We start from the raw sequence: 13,026 nt of genomic DNA, 5'->3' as shown, positions 1-13,026 counted from the left end.
GAGAAGCAGATTCAAAAAAGGCGATCAGGCCACGGCAGCAAAGCTGTCAGCCAGAATGGCCAAGCCTTCTTCGAGCAGCGCGTCGGGAGCGGTCAAGGGCACCAGGATGCGGATGACGTTGCCGTAGGTACCGCAAGACAGGAGGATCAGCCCGCGGCGTGCAGCCTCTGTGACCACCTTCTTGGTCAACACCGCGTCAGGACGGTGCACATCGCCACCTTCAAACAACTCGATGGCGACCATGGCGCCCATGCCACGCACATCACCGATGGCTGGTACCTTGGTGGCAATGGCCTTGAGCTTTTCGACCAGGAAAGCGCCCATGTCTTGGCTGCGCTGCAGGAGTTTTTCTTCTTCAAAGGCCTTCATCACGGCCAGTGCCGCGGCGCAAGCCACCGGACTGCCGGCATAGGTGCCGCCCAAGCCGCCTGCGGCGGGTGCATCGATTACATCTGCACGGCCAACCACGCCGGACAAGGGGAATCCACCCGCCAACGATTTGGCAGTGGTAATCAAATCAGGAGCCACAGGCCACTGCTCGCAGGCAAACCAGGTGCCGGTGCGGCCGGCGCCGGTTTGCACTTCGTCGGCAATCAACAAAATGCCGTACTTGTCAGCGAGCGCCTTGAGGCCGGAGATGAACTCGGGAGGCGCCACGTAGAAGCCGCCTTCGCCTTGCACGGGTTCGACGATGAAGGCAGCCACACGTTCTGCCTCGATGTCGTTCTTGAAGATCAGCTCCACCGAGTGCAGGGCATCCGCCACGCTCACGCCATGCAGTTCATTGGGGAACAGGGCGTGGAACACTTCGCCGGGGAAGGGGCCGAAGCCCAGCTTGTAGGGCGCCACTTTGCCGGTCAGACCCAGCGTGAAGTTGGTGCGGCCGTGGTAGCCGCCGGTGAAGGCGATCACGCCGGGGCGTTTGGTGTAAGCGCGGGCAATCTTGATGGCGTTTTCTACGGCCTCGGCGCCGGTGGTCAGCAGCAGGCTCTTCTTGGCAAAGTTGCCGGGCGCCATGGCGTTCAAGCGCTCGCACACTTCGACGTAGGGTTCGTAGGCAATCACCTGAAAGCAGGTGTGGGTGTACAAGTCGAGCTGGGCCTTGACGGCCTCAATCACCTGGGGGTGCAGGTGGCCGGTGTTCAGCACCGCAATACCACCGGCGAAGTCGATGAAGCGGCGGCCTTCCACATCCCAGAACTCGGAGTTGCGGGCGTTCTTGATGAAAATCTCGTGGGCCTGACCGACACCGCGTGCAACGGCAGATTGACGGCGGGCATAAAGGGCGGCATTGAGAACTTGGCGATCAGCTTGCATAAATGGGGTCCGGTGTAGTTGAACGGGTGGCAGAACTATAGGAACCGTTCACACAAACAACCATGTACACAATGATGAAAGTTTCGAGACACTGTGCAGGTCTAAAATCCTGTACAGAGTTTCCCTAGATTGGTGCACTTTTGCTGCACCTCTCGCCTGCCTTACGATCGCGCCATGCTTACACTCAGCCCCGACATCGCAACCCCCCTGGTCAGCCAGATCGTGGACGGACTGCGCGGGCTGATTGCGGGCCAAGTGCTGAAGCCCGGGAGCAAGCTTCCCTCTATTCGCGCATTCGCGGTCACCCACAACGTCAGTGTGTTCACGGTGGTCGAGGCCTATGACCGTTTGGTCGCCCAAGGGTGGCTGGTTTCGCGCGCGCACTCCGGCTTTTTTGTGAAGCGCCGGGAAGAGGGCGGCAGCATCGGTGTACCGGCTCGCGAGGCAGAAACGCCCCGTTTTGATGCAAGCTGGTACCTCAAGCAGATTTTCGAGAACCGCAACCTGCCCCTCAAACCTGGTTGCGGCTGGTTGCCGCACGACTGGTTGTTTGGCGACGCGGTGCGCCGCAGCATGCGCCAGCTCTCCAGCGACGGCTCCGAAATGGATGGTTATGGCTTGCCTTACGGTCACATGGCCTTGCGCATGATCATTGCGGAGTCGTTGGCCGAACACCAAATCTCGGCAGACGCCGGCCAGGTGCTGCTGACGCATGGCTCCAGCCAGGGGCTGGATCTGGTGGCGCGCTGCCTGCTCAAGCCCGGTGACACCGTGTTGGTGGATGACCCCGGTTACCCCAATCTTTTGTTCATGCTGCGTGTCTGGGGCGTGGATGTAGTGGGGGTTCCGCGTACCGGCACGGGTTACGATCTCGCCGCGCTGGAGTCCATCCTGACCACGCGCAAGCCCAAGGCTTTTTTCACACAGCCGCGTTTGCAGAGCCCCACCTGCTCGGTGGCTTCAGTTGCCCAGCTGCACCGCCTGTTGCAACTGGCCGAGATGCACGATTTCGTGCTGGTCGAAAACGACATCTATGCCGACATGGATGCCACCTCGCGCACCACACTGGCCAGTTTGGACCAGCTGCGCCGGGTGGTGTACGTGGGCAGCTATTCCAAAACCATTTCACCGAACCTGCGCGTGGGCTACCTGCTGGCCCGGCCGGATTTGTCGGCCCAGTTTGTGCAGCTCAAGATGATTGCAGGGCTGACGTCTTCCGACATCGCCGAACGCATCACCTTTGGCGCGATTACCGATGGCCGTTGGCGCAAGCACCTGAAGTCGCTGCGGGACCGCTTGGGTGAAGCGCATCGCCAGGTGAGCCGCCGGCTGCTGGGCCTGGGCTTTGAGATATTCCATGAGCCCGAGGCCGGCATGTACCTGTGGGCACGCCACCCCGACATCGCGGACAGCGCCGTGCTGTCGCAGTCTGCGACCCAAGAGGGCATCATGTTAGGGCCCGGCCAGTTGTTCTTGGTGGAGCCCCGGCCCACCGGCTGGCTTCGCTTCAATGTGGCGTTTTGCGCGGACGAGCGTTTGTGGCGCTTTCTGGACCAGCGCATTCTGGTGGGGCAAAGCGCCGAGCACGCCTGAGGCGCGCGGCGCTTACAGCAAGCCGCGCTGTGCGAGGTTGCGCATCAGGTGGGATGCGCTGAATGTCCAGGGCGGACACTGGTCACAGTGCCGCATGCGGTTGCGCAGAGTGCCCAGTTTGGTGCTGTGGATGGTGACCACATCGTCCAGCTTGTGGGTGAAGCCGCTGCCCGGCGCATCTCTATCTTTGACGGGCGCAAACAAGGTTCCTAAAAACAGCATCGCGCCGTCCGGGTATTGGTGGTGGGGGCCTATCATTTGTGCAGCAAGGTCCAGCGGGTCTCGGCTGATACGGGCCATGGACGAGTAACCATCCATCACGAAACCGTCAGCGCCTTCCACACGCAATGTCAGTTCAGCGCTGCGCACGTCGTTGATGGTGAATTCTTCGTCAAACAAGCGAATGAAGGGCCCTACCGAAGCCGAAGCATTGTTGTCCTTGGCTTTGCCGAGCAAGAGCGCTGAGCGGCCCTCCACATCACGCAGGTTCACGTCGTTGCCCAGTGTGGCGCCCACGACTTCGCCGCGCGAGTTAATCGTGAGTACGACTTCGGGTTCGGGGTTGTTCCATTGAGAAGCCGGGTGCAAACCCGCATCGTCCCCGCAGCCCACAGCGGCCAGCACCGGTGCTTTCGTAAAAATCTCCGCATCAGGACCGATGCCGACTTCAAGGTACTGGCTCCAGGCTCCTTGAGCAATCAGCACTTGTTTGAGCGCCATCGCCTGCTCGGAACCCGGTTTGAGTTGGGACAGGTCGTCGCCGATCAGCGACTGGATTTCGGTGCGGATGGCGCTTGCTGCAGCCGGGTTGCCCCGGGCTTTTTCCTCAATCACCCGCTCTAACATGGAGGTGGCAAACGTTACTCCGGCTGCCTTGATGGCTTGCAAATCACAGGGCGCCAGCAGCCAGGGCAATGCGGTGTCGCGGTTGGCGGCGCTGCTATTGGCCAGCAGGCTCTGCACACTGCATACCTTTTCCCCTAGGGCCGCACGTAAGGCGCGGGCCGGATCGGCGGTTTCGCACACATCACGTGCCGTGGGGTAGCTGGCGCTGATGTCGATCACCATGCCGTCGCGCACCGTCACGACGCTGGGGCCTTGCAGCTCGGGCCGCCAGATGCGGCCCAGCAAGGTGGCGTGGTCAGCATCGGCTGGCAGGGTGTTCTCGGGTGTGAGTTGCATAAAGTTTTATTGGGGCACGTTAGGCCACAGGCAGTAAAACGGGCAGCGCAAAGTGGGTCTTTGTGCGTGGTCCTGCGGTACCTATTCATGTTAGCTCGCGATTGCATCGTCGCCTAAGGGCTCGTGGCACTCAAAGGCGTTGTTCGTGGCAATTTGCCCCCTAACCCGATAACACCTTAGTGGCGGTCAGTTCGTTGGCCCGGGCGGCGATAATAATGAGTTCTATTGATCCACCACTCGAAGAAATTCCGTCATGACCCAGCCCGTAATGAGTGTTGCCGACATTCGCAAAACCTTCCTCGATTTCTTTGCCTCCAAGGGGCACACCGTCGTGGCGTCCAGCCCGCTGGTACCGGGTAACGACCCCACCCTGATGTTCACCAACTCGGGCATGGTGCAGTTCAAGGATGTGTTTTTGGGCTCTGACAAGCGCAGTTACGTGCGTGCGGCCTCAGTGCAGGCCTGCCTGCGCGCCGGCGGCAAACACAACGATCTGGAGAACGTGGGCTATACCGCCCGCCACCACACCTTCTTCGAGATGCTGGGCAACTGGAGCTTTGGCGACTACTTTAAGCGTGAATCGCTGCAGTGGGCGTGGGAGCTGCTGACGCAGGTTTACAAGCTGCCTGCCGACAAGCTGTACGCCACCGTCTATCAGGAAGACGACGAGGCCCACGCCATTTGGGAAGACATTTTCGTGAAGGCCGGCTGGACGCCAGAGCGCGTGAAGCTTGAGGGGCGCATCATCCGCATTGGCGACAACAAGGGTGGCCGCTACAAGTCTGACAACTTCTGGATGATGGCCGACACCGGCCCTTGCGGCCCCTGTTCGGAAATTTTCTACGATCACGGCGCCCACATTCCCGGCGGCCCTCCCGGCAGCCCGGATGAAGACGGCGACCGCTTCATCGAAATCTGGAACAACGTGTTCATGCAGTTCAACATGGACGAGACCGGTGCCGTGACCCCGCTGCCCGCACCTTGCGTGGACACCGGCATGGGCTTGGAGCGCCTGGCTGCCATCCTGCAGCACGTGCACAGCAACTACGAGATCGACTTGTTCGATGCACTGATCAAAGCCGCTTCCCGCGAAACTGGCTGCACCGACTTGAGCAACAAGTCTTTGCGCGTGATTGCCGACCACATCCGCGCTACTGCTTTCCTGGTGAGCGATGGTGTGATCCCGAGCAACGAAGGCCGCGGTTATGTGCAGCGCCGCATCGTGCGCCGCGCCATCCGCCACGGCTACAAGCTGGGCCAGAAGACGCCGTTCTTCCACAAGTTGGTCAAGGACTTGGTGCAGGTCATGGGCGCTGCCTACCCCCACATGGCGTCGCAAGAGGCCCGCATTACCGAAGTGCTGCGTGTGGAAGAAGAGCGCTTCTTTGAGACCCTGGCCACCGGCATGCAGATCCTGGACGAAGCCTTGGCTGGCGGCGTCAAAGTGCTGCCCGGTGAAGTGGCCTTCAAGTTGCACGATACCTATGGTTTCCCGCTCGATTTGTCGGCCGACGTGTGCCGCGAAAACGGTGTTGAGGTGGACAGCGCCGGTTTTACCGCCGCAATGGAAGCGCAAAAGGCCAAGGGTCGCGCAGCCGGCAAATTCAAGATGGACAAGGCGCTGGAATACACCGGCGCCGGCAACACCTTCGTGGGCTATGAGCACCTGACCCAAGCTGCAAAAATCGTAGCACTCTACGCAGACGGCACGCTGGTTAGCGAGCTAAAGGCAGGTCAAGACGGCGTGCTGGTGCTGGATACCACCCCGTTCTACGCCGAGAGCGGCGGCCAGGTGGGCGACGAGGGCGCAGTGTTCTCGGATGCCGGCCTGTTTGAAGTGGGCGATACCCAGAAGATCAAGGCCGATGTGTTCGGTCACCACGGCACGCTCAAAACCGGCACCCTGAAGGTGGGCGATGCCGTGACCGCCCATGTGGACGCCGCCAAGCGCGCCGCCACGGTGCGCAACCACAGCGCCACCCACTTGATGCACAAAGCCCTGCGCGAAGTGCTGGGCGAGCATGTGCAGCAAAAGGGCTCGCTGGTGAATGCCGAGCGCACCCGTTTTGACTTCGCGCACAACGCGCCAGTTACTGACGAACAGATCCGCCAGATTGAAGCTATCGTGAACGCGGAAGTGCTGGCCAACGCTGCTGCCCAAGCGCGCGTGATGGATATCGAGTCGGCTCAGAAAACCGGCGCCATGATGCTGTTCGGCGAAAAGTACGGTGAGACCGTGCGGGTGCTGGACATCGGCTCCAGCCGCGAACTCTGCGGTGGCACGCACGTCCACGCCACCGGTGATATCGGCCTGTTCAAGGTGGTAGGCGAGAGCGGCGTGGCCGCTGGTGTTCGCCGTATCGAGGCGGTGACAGGCACCAACGCGCTGAACTACTTGCAGGACCTGGAAGACACCGTGAGCGCTGCCGCTGCGACGCTCAAAACGCCGGTGGCCGAGTTGGGCAACCGCCTGGGCCAGATGGTGGACCAGGTCAAGGCGCTGGAAAAAGAAATCGCCGCCCTCAAGGGCAAGCTGGCCTCCGCTCAGGGCGACGAGCTGGTGAGCACCGCAGTAGAGGTGAACGGCGTCAAGGTGCTGGCCGCCAAGCTCGAAGGCGCTGACGCCAAGACCTTGCGCGACACCATGGACAAGCTCAAGGACAAGCTCAAGACCGCGGTCATCGTGCTTGGCGCGGTGGATGGCGACAAGGTGCAGATCGCAGCCGGCGTGACCAACGACACCACAGGAAAAGTCAAGGCCGGTGAGCTGGCCAACTTTGTGGCTGGCCAAGTGGGTGGCAAGGGCGGCGGCAAGGCTGACATGGCCATGGCGGGAGGTACCGAGCCGGCCAAGCTGGCCGGTGCACTGGCCAGTGTGCAAGCCTGGGTAAGCGCCAAGCTCTAAGGGCTTTGATCTAGCACGGTTTAATCTGCTATCAAATTGAGAGCTGCTCGCGCACACTGTATCTGCGCTAGCAGCTCTTTTTTATGAAAATACCGATGCGTCGTCGTCAACTGCTCATTGTGGGGGCGGGTGTCTGTGTCTCATCGGCTTGGGCTGCCGGTGCGGCGGGTACAGGCCCCGGGTTCGATGTGCAAGCCTGGCCCGCAAAAAGTGGTGTGCCAGCCATCCCCGCGGCTGATCAGACAGGGCAGCCGTGGAGCCTGCCGTCACTGCGCGGCAAAGTTGTATTGCTGAATTTCTGGGCGAGTTGGTGTGAGCCATGCCGCGCCGAAATGCCGGCTTTGCAAGCACTTGCGGCGCGTGAACAGGCGCAGCTCGCGGTGTTGACGATCAATCTCAAGGAGAGCCCTGAGGCGATTGCACGCTTCGTGCAAATCAGCGGCTTGAGCTTGCCCGTGTTGCGCGACCCGCAAGGCGATACGGCCCGCGCCTGGGGCGTGCGCATCTATCCTTCAACCGTGCTGATCGACCGTGATGGTGTCCCGCGTGCCACGGTGCGTGGAGCCCTGGATTGGGCAGGTGCAGAGGGCGAGGCGCTCTGGCGCCCCTTGCTTCAGCCAGCGCGCAAACGCTGAACCAAAGCCTGCACTTCAGCGTCCTTCACCGCGGCAGCGTCGACGCTGGCACTCGAGCTGATGAGTCTGCGCAAGGTGTCGAGGTGGGGCGTCACGGTTCCGAAAAAGCGGGCGCTCTGTCCTTGGGCCACCAAAAGCGTCGGGAAGTTTTCGACTTCGATCGGGTCGACCAGGTCGGACTGGTCTTCGACATCCACCCATACAAACTTGGCCCCGGCAAACTCGGACTGCAGAGCGGTGAACAGCGGTTGGTATTCAGTACAGGTGCCGCACCACTGGGCGCACAGGCAAACGACCAGCAGGTCGGGGGTAGGGAGATCGGTGGGAAATGACATGCGCTGGCTAATGACTCAAATCAATATCGATATAACAGGCTGCAGGGGTATGAAGTTTTACAATATAGGGTTTCGCCCTAGGCCATTGTGGCCGAACCGGTGTTCCCCATTCCGACCCTGAATCAAGGCCCCCATGAGTGCATTTCTGGAAGAAACAGTTTTAAGCGTACACCACTGGACAGACCGCCTGTTCAGCTTTACCACCACGCGTGACCCTGCGCTGCGCTTCTCGAATGGCCATTTCACCATGATCGGGCTGATGCAAGACAACGGCAAACCGCTGCTGCGCGCGTACTCCATCGTGAGTGCCAACTATGAAGAGCACCTCGAATTTTTGAGCATCAAGGTGCAAGACGGCCCGCTGACCTCCAAGCTCCAGCACATCAAGGTCGGCGACAAAATTGTGATCGGCCGCAAGCCCACCGGTACTTTGTTGATTGATTACCTCTTGCCCGGCAAAAACCTGTACCTGCTGGGCAGCGGTACCGGACTGGCACCGTTCTTGAGCGTGGCCCGCGACCCTGAGACCTACGAAAAGTTTGAAAAAGTGATCGTGGTGCACGGTGTGCGCGAAGTCAAAGAGCTGGCCTATTACGACTACTTCAAGAACGAGCTGCCCAAGCACGAGTTTTTGGGTGAAATGGTCAGCAAGCAAATGCTCTACTACCCTACGGTGACCCGTGAGGCATTCGAGCATCAAGGCCGCATCACGACGCTGATCGAATCCAACCAGTTGCCGGCCGACCTGGGCTTGCCCCCGCTGGACCCCGCGACAGACCGCATCATGATCTGCGGCAGCCCCGGCTTGAACAAGGACATGCGCGAGATTCTGGATGCCAAAGGCTTCAAGGAAGGCAACACCACCACCCCGGGCGACTATGTGGTGGAGCGCGCGTTCGTCGAGCAATAAACACCGGTGGCTCAAAGAGCCCTGCTGTAGCAAAAAAGGCCTGCTTGCAGGCCTTTTTTTATGCCTGCCGGGTGTGGCTGGCGCGGTGCCGTTGCACAGCCGGTGATCGCAAAGCCAGGTGTTTGGTGGTGCGGCCTGCCATGCGCTTGCGCCACATCCGGAAAGAGCTGGCTTTCATGTGCTTGCGCATCAGGTCCACCACCGCCGACTCATTCAGACCGAACTGCGCTTCAATCGCCTCGAACGCGGTGCGGTCCTCCCACGCCATTTCCACGATGCGTGAAATATCTGACTCGCTCAAGGCCACGTGGAGCCGGTTCATACCGCCAAGCTCCCGACCAGCAGGCTGACAGCCGCAGCCAAGGTTAAGTGGAGGCGCATCGGTAGCCAGGGTGACAAGCCGTAGGCAGGGTAGCTGCGGCGGTCTACCGCCAAACACATGCCCAACAACAGAGCCAGTGTGACCAGGCCCTGCGCTGCAGGCAGCAGCAGGGCTACCCATGCCACCAAGCTGGGGAAAACCCCCCACACAAACGGGCCCGGTTGAGGCGTCAGCGCCCCGCGCATGGCCAATCCCCAATGGATGGCCCCCATGAAACTCGCGATGGTGGCGCCGTAGGCTAGCAAGGCTGACGCGGCGTGGCCGCGGTAGGCGGTGGGCGCCAGCCATGTCGCAGCGGCGAGCGCCACAAAAGGCAATGCACCGGCATAGCCCAAGCGGGCAGCCCACCGTGGCAAGGGCAGGGGGGCCGAGGGGGTTGTTGCTGTCATGGTCCGCCGTCCTCTGCGTCTGGGTCTATCGGTTGGCTGGCAGGGGTTGCCTGTTCTGCAGACCCGGGGCGGCACATGGCGGTGCCATTCCATTGCTGGCCGCACCAGCAGAGGCCCTCGTCATTGATGATGCAGGTGCCGGTTCCGCAGCAGCGTTCGTCGTCGTTGTCCATGGTCGGGTCCTGAATAGCCGTAAGTACAAAAGTTGCTTGCCGCTGTGGCAGCATTCGATGCCCTGTATTTTGTGGGAATCGGCGCCCCCCCGTGTCCTTGGGGGCCATTGTTTGTTGTCTGAAAGCGAGTCGAGAATGTCCGCCCTGAATGTTTTGGGTACTGCCCTGCAAGCCTGCTCGTTTGACCCGCTGACCGGTTTCTTCCGCGATGGCTGCTGTAATACGGATGCGCACGACCATGGCACCCATGTGGTGTGTGCCAAGGTCACTGCAGACTTTTTGGCCTATTCGCTGCAGCGCGGCAATGACCTGAGCACGCCGCGCCCGGAATACCGCTTCGTGGGGCTGCGCCCCGGGGACCGCTGGTGCTTGTGCGTGAACCGCTGGCTGGAAGCGCTCCAGGCCGGAGTAGCGCCACCCGTGCACCTCGAGGCGACCCACGCCAAAGCGCTGGAGCGGGTCAGTCTGGAGCAACTTCGGGAATACGCCTTGTAAAACTGTTCGCTGCAGCCCAGATGCGGGCCGCGCACCCGTGCATACTGCCCCCATGAAAAACCTATTGCTTAATTGGTGTGGTGCTGCAATCCTGGCCATGGGGACTGCCATGGCCCACGCCCAGCCAACGGCCTTGCAGCCGATTGCGTCGCTCGATGTGCCCCGCTACATGGGCACCTGGTACGAGATCGCCAAGTACCCCAACACCTTTCAAAAAAAGTGCGTGCGCAATACCCGCGCCGACTACCAAGCCCAGCCGGACGGCTCTGTGCAGGTGCTGAACCGATGTGTCACCGCGGATGGCCAGACGACCGAGGCTTTGGGGGCTGCCCGCCAAGTAGGCGCTGTCAACTCGCCCAAGCTGCAAGTGCGCTTTGCGCCCGCATGGCTGTCTTTCCTGCCCATGGTGTGGGGTGACTACTGGGTTATTGATCTGGATCCGCAGTACCAGTTGGTGGCCGTGAGCGAGCCCAAGCGCGAATACTTGTGGGTGCTGTCCCGCAGCCCCAAGGTAGAGCCGGCGACATACCAGGCCCTGCTGACCCGGTTGGGTCAGCAGGGGTTTGATCTGAAACGTTTGGAACTGAGCCCCCAGGAGTGAGCATGATTGACGGACTGATTGCCGGCCACCTCGTAGGCCTGGCAGAGACCCGTGAGGGGAAAAACGGCACCCGCTTTGCATTGGCCAAGGTCAAAGCCACTTCAGGCGACGGCGAGAGCCTGATCGTCAACGTGATTGCTTTTGCCACCGAGGCCAGCGCCGCCCTGATGGCCCTGGACGATGGCGATGCCCTTGCCCTGGCCGGTGCGCTCACCCCCAAGGTGTGGACCGACAAGCAAGGCAATACCCGCCCTGCGCTCGATATGGTGGCCACACAGGTGCTGACGGCCTATCACGCAGCACGCAAGCAGCAAACGTTGGCAGAGCAGGGGAAAGACGCGCGGTGATACCCGCGGTAACCGATGGATGCGGATCATTTGGGACGAATGCGCTGACTCTTGCGGGTTCGCTCCATGAAGTCGTCAGGCTTGGTTTTCACCCAGGCCACAAACAAGGCCACATCGGGATGCGTCAGTAACGCGTCTACGGAGTTGAACTGACGAGCCAACTCAGTCTCCGTCAAGAGGGCGTGGATCTGTCTGTGGCAAATCCTGTGCAGGTATTCCGTGTGCCTGCCCCCTTTCGACTTCGGAACCAAATGATGCGCATCGCGCTGACTGGGTGGAATTTTGCGTTCACACAGCGGGCAGATCAGGTCCGCGGGCAGAACCCGAACATGCTCTTGCTGGAGAAGGCGCCTGATACGGCCCATGGGTCTTTGGTGTCTGTGGATCCAAACTCAAACCAGCATGGCGCTCCGGGCAGCCTGCTGCGCGTGATTGGGCTTTTGGGCAGGCCGTTCGCTGCACGGGTATTTCAGATGGTTTTCCCGGTGCCGTCGGTAGAACAATAAGCCTTCTTTGAGGCTGGCCACCGTGGCTTGTTGCTCCAGCATCTTGTCCCACAAATTCCAGTCTTCTTGCGGGTGTTCACCGTCCTCGAACCTTCTTTGGTAACCAATCCGCTGGCCAAACGCGGTGCGATACAGCATGGATCCATGGTGTTGTGCCTGGCGATCCCAATACAAATCCCCCAAATGCGGCGTTGTCTGACCGGGCACCCGGGTCAGAATTTCGTGTTTGAGCTCGCCGGTCACCACGATGTCATAGGTCACGATATCGGTCGTGGCGTCGGAGAGCAGTTCAATCGCGTCCGAGCGCAGCCAGTTGTCAGCGCCTATGAACAACACATATTCAGTTTTCACACGCGACAGCATGTCCTGGAAGTTGTTGACCGTACCGAGGTTGGCTGGGCGCAACACATACTCAACACTGGGGTACAGCGCAGGGAGATGGTCGCAGTCCATCGCGCCATCATCGACAAACAAAATCCGCGCCGGAGCGCGGGTTTGGGACAACAGCGACTCAATACAGTGCGCTGCAAGGTGGCCGTACTTGAAAGAGGCGATAACAACAGTGATCATGGTGCGAGCAAGTAGAGCACATGGCCATGCAATAACGGTGACAAAGGTCAATTCGGGAGCGTGCTAGGGAGCGGGGCTTTGCCATGCCCTACTGCTGAGGCGCACCATGCCATTTAAGATTCTTCGATGACCGACAAAGATCTCGACACCCTCGCGCGAGCCCGCGCGCAATGGCGCTGGCGAGGCGCAGACCGCCCGCCGTTTGCCGATATTCCTTCACAGGGGCAAACCTCGGTATGGGATTTCCCTCGGCCACCGGAGCTGGTGCGTGAAGTCCGCGAGGTTCTGGTGGTTTGGGGCGGTCTGGAGATCGCTCGAACCCGCGCCGCATGGGCCTTCAGAGAGACCGCCCACCCGCCGACTTTTTACCTGCCACTGGCGGATGTTGAGCGGTCGTTGTTGCGTCCGGCAGGCGGTGGCTCGTTCTGCGAGTGGAAGGGTCCTGCGCAGTATTGGGATCTGGTCGATGGTGCGCGCCGCCTGGAGCGGGTTGCGTGGAGCTACCCGCAGCCCCTGGAGGGGGCCGAGCCCTTGGCTGAGTGCATTGCCTTTTACGCGCACGAACTCAGTTGCACCGTGGGTGCAGCCAAGGTGCTGGCGCAGCCGGGTGGTTTTTATGGTGGGTGGATCACGCCAGAGTTGACCGGGCCCTTCAAAGGCGAACCCGGCAGCAACGGTTGGTAAGT

16 protein-coding genes are annotated in these 13,026 nt (G+C 60.8%); 8 read left to right on the top strand and 8 right to left on the bottom strand.

The window, feature by feature from the left end:
- Positions 1 to 24: 24 nt before the first annotated feature.
- The gene (gabT, locus tag RAE19_RS02270; protein WP_313873389.1) at positions 25 to 1,317 is read right to left on the bottom strand and encodes a 4-aminobutyrate--2-oxoglutarate transaminase; all 1,293 of its coding nucleotides are present in this window, start codon (positions 1,315 to 1,317) and stop codon (positions 25 to 27) included.
- Positions 1,318 to 1,491: 174 nt separating this feature from the next.
- Here gabT and RAE19_RS02265 point away from each other — a divergent pair, with 174 nt between their 5' ends.
- Complete coding sequence (locus tag RAE19_RS02265; protein ID WP_313873388.1) at positions 1,492 to 2,910, top strand: PLP-dependent aminotransferase family protein; 1,419 nt, start codon at positions 1,492 to 1,494, stop codon at positions 2,908 to 2,910.
- 12 nt (positions 2,911 to 2,922) lie between these two features.
- On the opposite strand, the gene RAE19_RS02260 is transcribed toward RAE19_RS02265, so the two are convergent.
- Positions 2,923 to 4,092 (bottom strand): fumarylacetoacetate hydrolase family protein, encoded by a 1,170-nt coding sequence (locus RAE19_RS02260; protein ID WP_313873387.1) that lies wholly within the window; start codon positions 4,090 to 4,092, stop codon positions 2,923 to 2,925.
- Between the two features lie 253 nt (positions 4,093 to 4,345).
- Between RAE19_RS02260 and alaS the strand changes: the two genes are divergently transcribed.
- The gene (gene alaS / locus RAE19_RS02255) at positions 4,346 to 6,997 is read left to right on the top strand and encodes an alanine--tRNA ligase (protein WP_313873386.1); all 2,652 of its coding nucleotides are present in this window, start codon (positions 4,346 to 4,348) and stop codon (positions 6,995 to 6,997) included.
- 95 nt (positions 6,998 to 7,092) lie between these two features.
- The gene (locus RAE19_RS02250) at positions 7,093 to 7,632 is read left to right on the top strand and encodes a TlpA family protein disulfide reductase (RefSeq protein WP_313873385.1); all 540 of its coding nucleotides are present in this window, start codon (positions 7,093 to 7,095) and stop codon (positions 7,630 to 7,632) included.
- On the opposite strand, the gene RAE19_RS02245 is transcribed toward RAE19_RS02250, so the two are convergent.
- Positions 7,611 to 7,967 (bottom strand): thioredoxin family protein, encoded by a 357-nt coding sequence (locus RAE19_RS02245; protein WP_313873384.1) that lies wholly within the window; start codon positions 7,965 to 7,967, stop codon positions 7,611 to 7,613. The two genes, RAE19_RS02250 and RAE19_RS02245, sit on opposite strands and share 22 nt — an antisense overlap.
- Before the next feature lie 133 nt (positions 7,968 to 8,100).
- Here RAE19_RS02245 and RAE19_RS02240 point away from each other — a divergent pair, with 133 nt between their 5' ends.
- A complete protein-coding gene (locus tag RAE19_RS02240; protein WP_296507721.1) occupies positions 8,101 to 8,877 on the top strand; it encodes a ferredoxin--NADP reductase in 777 nt (258 codons plus the stop codon).
- 58 nt (positions 8,878 to 8,935) lie between these two features.
- Here the strand turns inward: RAE19_RS02240 and RAE19_RS02235 are convergent, their stop codons facing one another.
- From RAE19_RS02235 to RAE19_RS02225, 3 genes are read right to left on the bottom strand one after another with little or no spacing between them, the layout of a single operon-like run.
- Positions 8,936 to 9,199, bottom strand: coding sequence for a TIGR03643 family protein (locus RAE19_RS02235; protein ID WP_313873383.1), 264 nt, complete (start codon positions 9,197 to 9,199; stop codon positions 8,936 to 8,938).
- Complete coding sequence (locus RAE19_RS02230) at positions 9,196 to 9,648, bottom strand: DUF3429 domain-containing protein (protein ID WP_313873382.1); 453 nt, start codon at positions 9,646 to 9,648, stop codon at positions 9,196 to 9,198. Before RAE19_RS02230 ends, RAE19_RS02235 begins: the two co-directional genes overlap by 4 nt.
- Positions 9,645 to 9,821, bottom strand: a complete 177-nt coding sequence (locus tag RAE19_RS02225; RefSeq protein ID WP_313873381.1) for a hypothetical protein — start codon at positions 9,819 to 9,821, stop codon at positions 9,645 to 9,647. Before RAE19_RS02225 ends, RAE19_RS02230 begins: the two co-directional genes overlap by 4 nt.
- Before the next feature lie 135 nt (positions 9,822 to 9,956).
- Here RAE19_RS02225 and RAE19_RS02220 point away from each other — a divergent pair, with 135 nt between their 5' ends.
- From RAE19_RS02220 to RAE19_RS02210, 3 genes are read left to right on the top strand one after another with little or no spacing between them, the layout of a single operon-like run.
- Entirely contained in the window at positions 9,957 to 10,316 is a 360-nt protein-coding gene (locus tag RAE19_RS02220) for a DUF2237 family protein (RefSeq protein ID WP_313873380.1), read from the top strand.
- Positions 10,317 to 10,368: 52 nt separating this feature from the next.
- On the top strand, positions 10,369 to 10,917 hold the full coding sequence (locus RAE19_RS02215) for a lipocalin family protein (RefSeq protein WP_430962504.1): 549 nt from the start codon (positions 10,369 to 10,371) through the stop codon (positions 10,915 to 10,917).
- Between the two features lie 2 nt (positions 10,918 to 10,919).
- Positions 10,920 to 11,264 carry a single-stranded DNA-binding protein gene (locus RAE19_RS02210; protein WP_313873379.1) on the top strand — a complete coding sequence of 115 codons (345 nt, stop codon included), beginning with the start codon at positions 10,920 to 10,922 and terminating at the stop codon, positions 11,262 to 11,264.
- 26 nt (positions 11,265 to 11,290) lie between these two features.
- On the opposite strand, the gene RAE19_RS02205 is transcribed toward RAE19_RS02210, so the two are convergent.
- Both RAE19_RS02205 and RAE19_RS02200 read right to left on the bottom strand, forming a co-directional pair.
- Positions 11,291 to 11,425 (bottom strand): hypothetical protein, encoded by a 135-nt coding sequence (locus RAE19_RS02205; protein WP_313873378.1) that lies wholly within the window; start codon positions 11,423 to 11,425, stop codon positions 11,291 to 11,293.
- A gap of 231 nt (positions 11,426 to 11,656) precedes the next feature.
- Complete coding sequence (locus RAE19_RS02200; RefSeq protein ID WP_313873377.1) at positions 11,657 to 12,340, bottom strand: glycosyltransferase family 2 protein; 684 nt, start codon at positions 12,338 to 12,340, stop codon at positions 11,657 to 11,659.
- Positions 12,341 to 12,466: 126 nt separating this feature from the next.
- Here RAE19_RS02200 and RAE19_RS02195 point away from each other — a divergent pair, with 126 nt between their 5' ends.
- A complete protein-coding gene (locus tag RAE19_RS02195; protein ID WP_313873376.1) occupies positions 12,467 to 13,024 on the top strand; it encodes a DUF427 domain-containing protein in 558 nt (185 codons plus the stop codon).
- The last annotated feature ends 2 nt before the right edge of the window (positions 13,025 to 13,026 follow it).

Source organism: Rhodoferax potami (assembly GCF_032193805.1).
In the GTDB taxonomy this organism is placed as follows: domain Bacteria; phylum Pseudomonadota; class Gammaproteobacteria; order Burkholderiales; family Burkholderiaceae_C; genus Allorhodoferax; species Allorhodoferax potami_A.
The sequence above is the reverse complement of the archived record's forward strand: the minus strand, read 5'-3'. Positions and strand labels throughout refer to the sequence as shown.

Coding starts and splice junctions, on each gene's coding strand:
- gabT (WP_313873389.1), bottom strand. CDS start 1,317: ATGCAAGCTGATCGCCAAGTTCTCAATGCCGCCCTTTATGCCCGCCGT.
- RAE19_RS02265 (WP_313873388.1), top strand. CDS start 1,492: ATGCTTACACTCAGCCCCGACATCGCAACCCCCCTGGTCAGCCAGATC.
- RAE19_RS02260 (WP_313873387.1), bottom strand. CDS start 4,092: ATGCAACTCACACCCGAGAACACCCTGCCAGCCGATGCTGACCACGCC.
- alaS (WP_313873386.1), top strand. CDS start 4,346: ATGACCCAGCCCGTAATGAGTGTTGCCGACATTCGCAAAACCTTCCTC.
- RAE19_RS02250 (WP_313873385.1), top strand. CDS start 7,093: ATGCGTCGTCGTCAACTGCTCATTGTGGGGGCGGGTGTCTGTGTCTCA.
- RAE19_RS02245 (WP_313873384.1), bottom strand. CDS start 7,967: ATGTCATTTCCCACCGATCTCCCTACCCCCGACCTGCTGGTCGTTTGC.
- RAE19_RS02240 (WP_296507721.1), top strand. CDS start 8,101: ATGAGTGCATTTCTGGAAGAAACAGTTTTAAGCGTACACCACTGGACA.
- RAE19_RS02235 (WP_313873383.1), bottom strand. CDS start 9,199: ATGAACCGGCTCCACGTGGCCTTGAGCGAGTCAGATATTTCACGCATC.
- RAE19_RS02230 (WP_313873382.1), bottom strand. CDS start 9,648: ATGACAGCAACAACCCCCTCGGCCCCCCTGCCCTTGCCACGGTGGGCT.
- RAE19_RS02225 (WP_313873381.1), bottom strand. CDS start 9,821: ATGGACAACGACGACGAACGCTGCTGCGGAACCGGCACCTGCATCATC.
- RAE19_RS02220 (WP_313873380.1), top strand. CDS start 9,957: ATGTCCGCCCTGAATGTTTTGGGTACTGCCCTGCAAGCCTGCTCGTTT.
- RAE19_RS02215 (WP_430962504.1), top strand. CDS start 10,369: ATGAAAAACCTATTGCTTAATTGGTGTGGTGCTGCAATCCTGGCCATG.
- RAE19_RS02210 (WP_313873379.1), top strand. CDS start 10,920: ATGATTGACGGACTGATTGCCGGCCACCTCGTAGGCCTGGCAGAGACC.
- RAE19_RS02200 (WP_313873377.1), bottom strand. CDS start 12,340: ATGATCACTGTTGTTATCGCCTCTTTCAAGTACGGCCACCTTGCAGCG.
- RAE19_RS02195 (WP_313873376.1), top strand. CDS start 12,467: ATGACCGACAAAGATCTCGACACCCTCGCGCGAGCCCGCGCGCAATGG.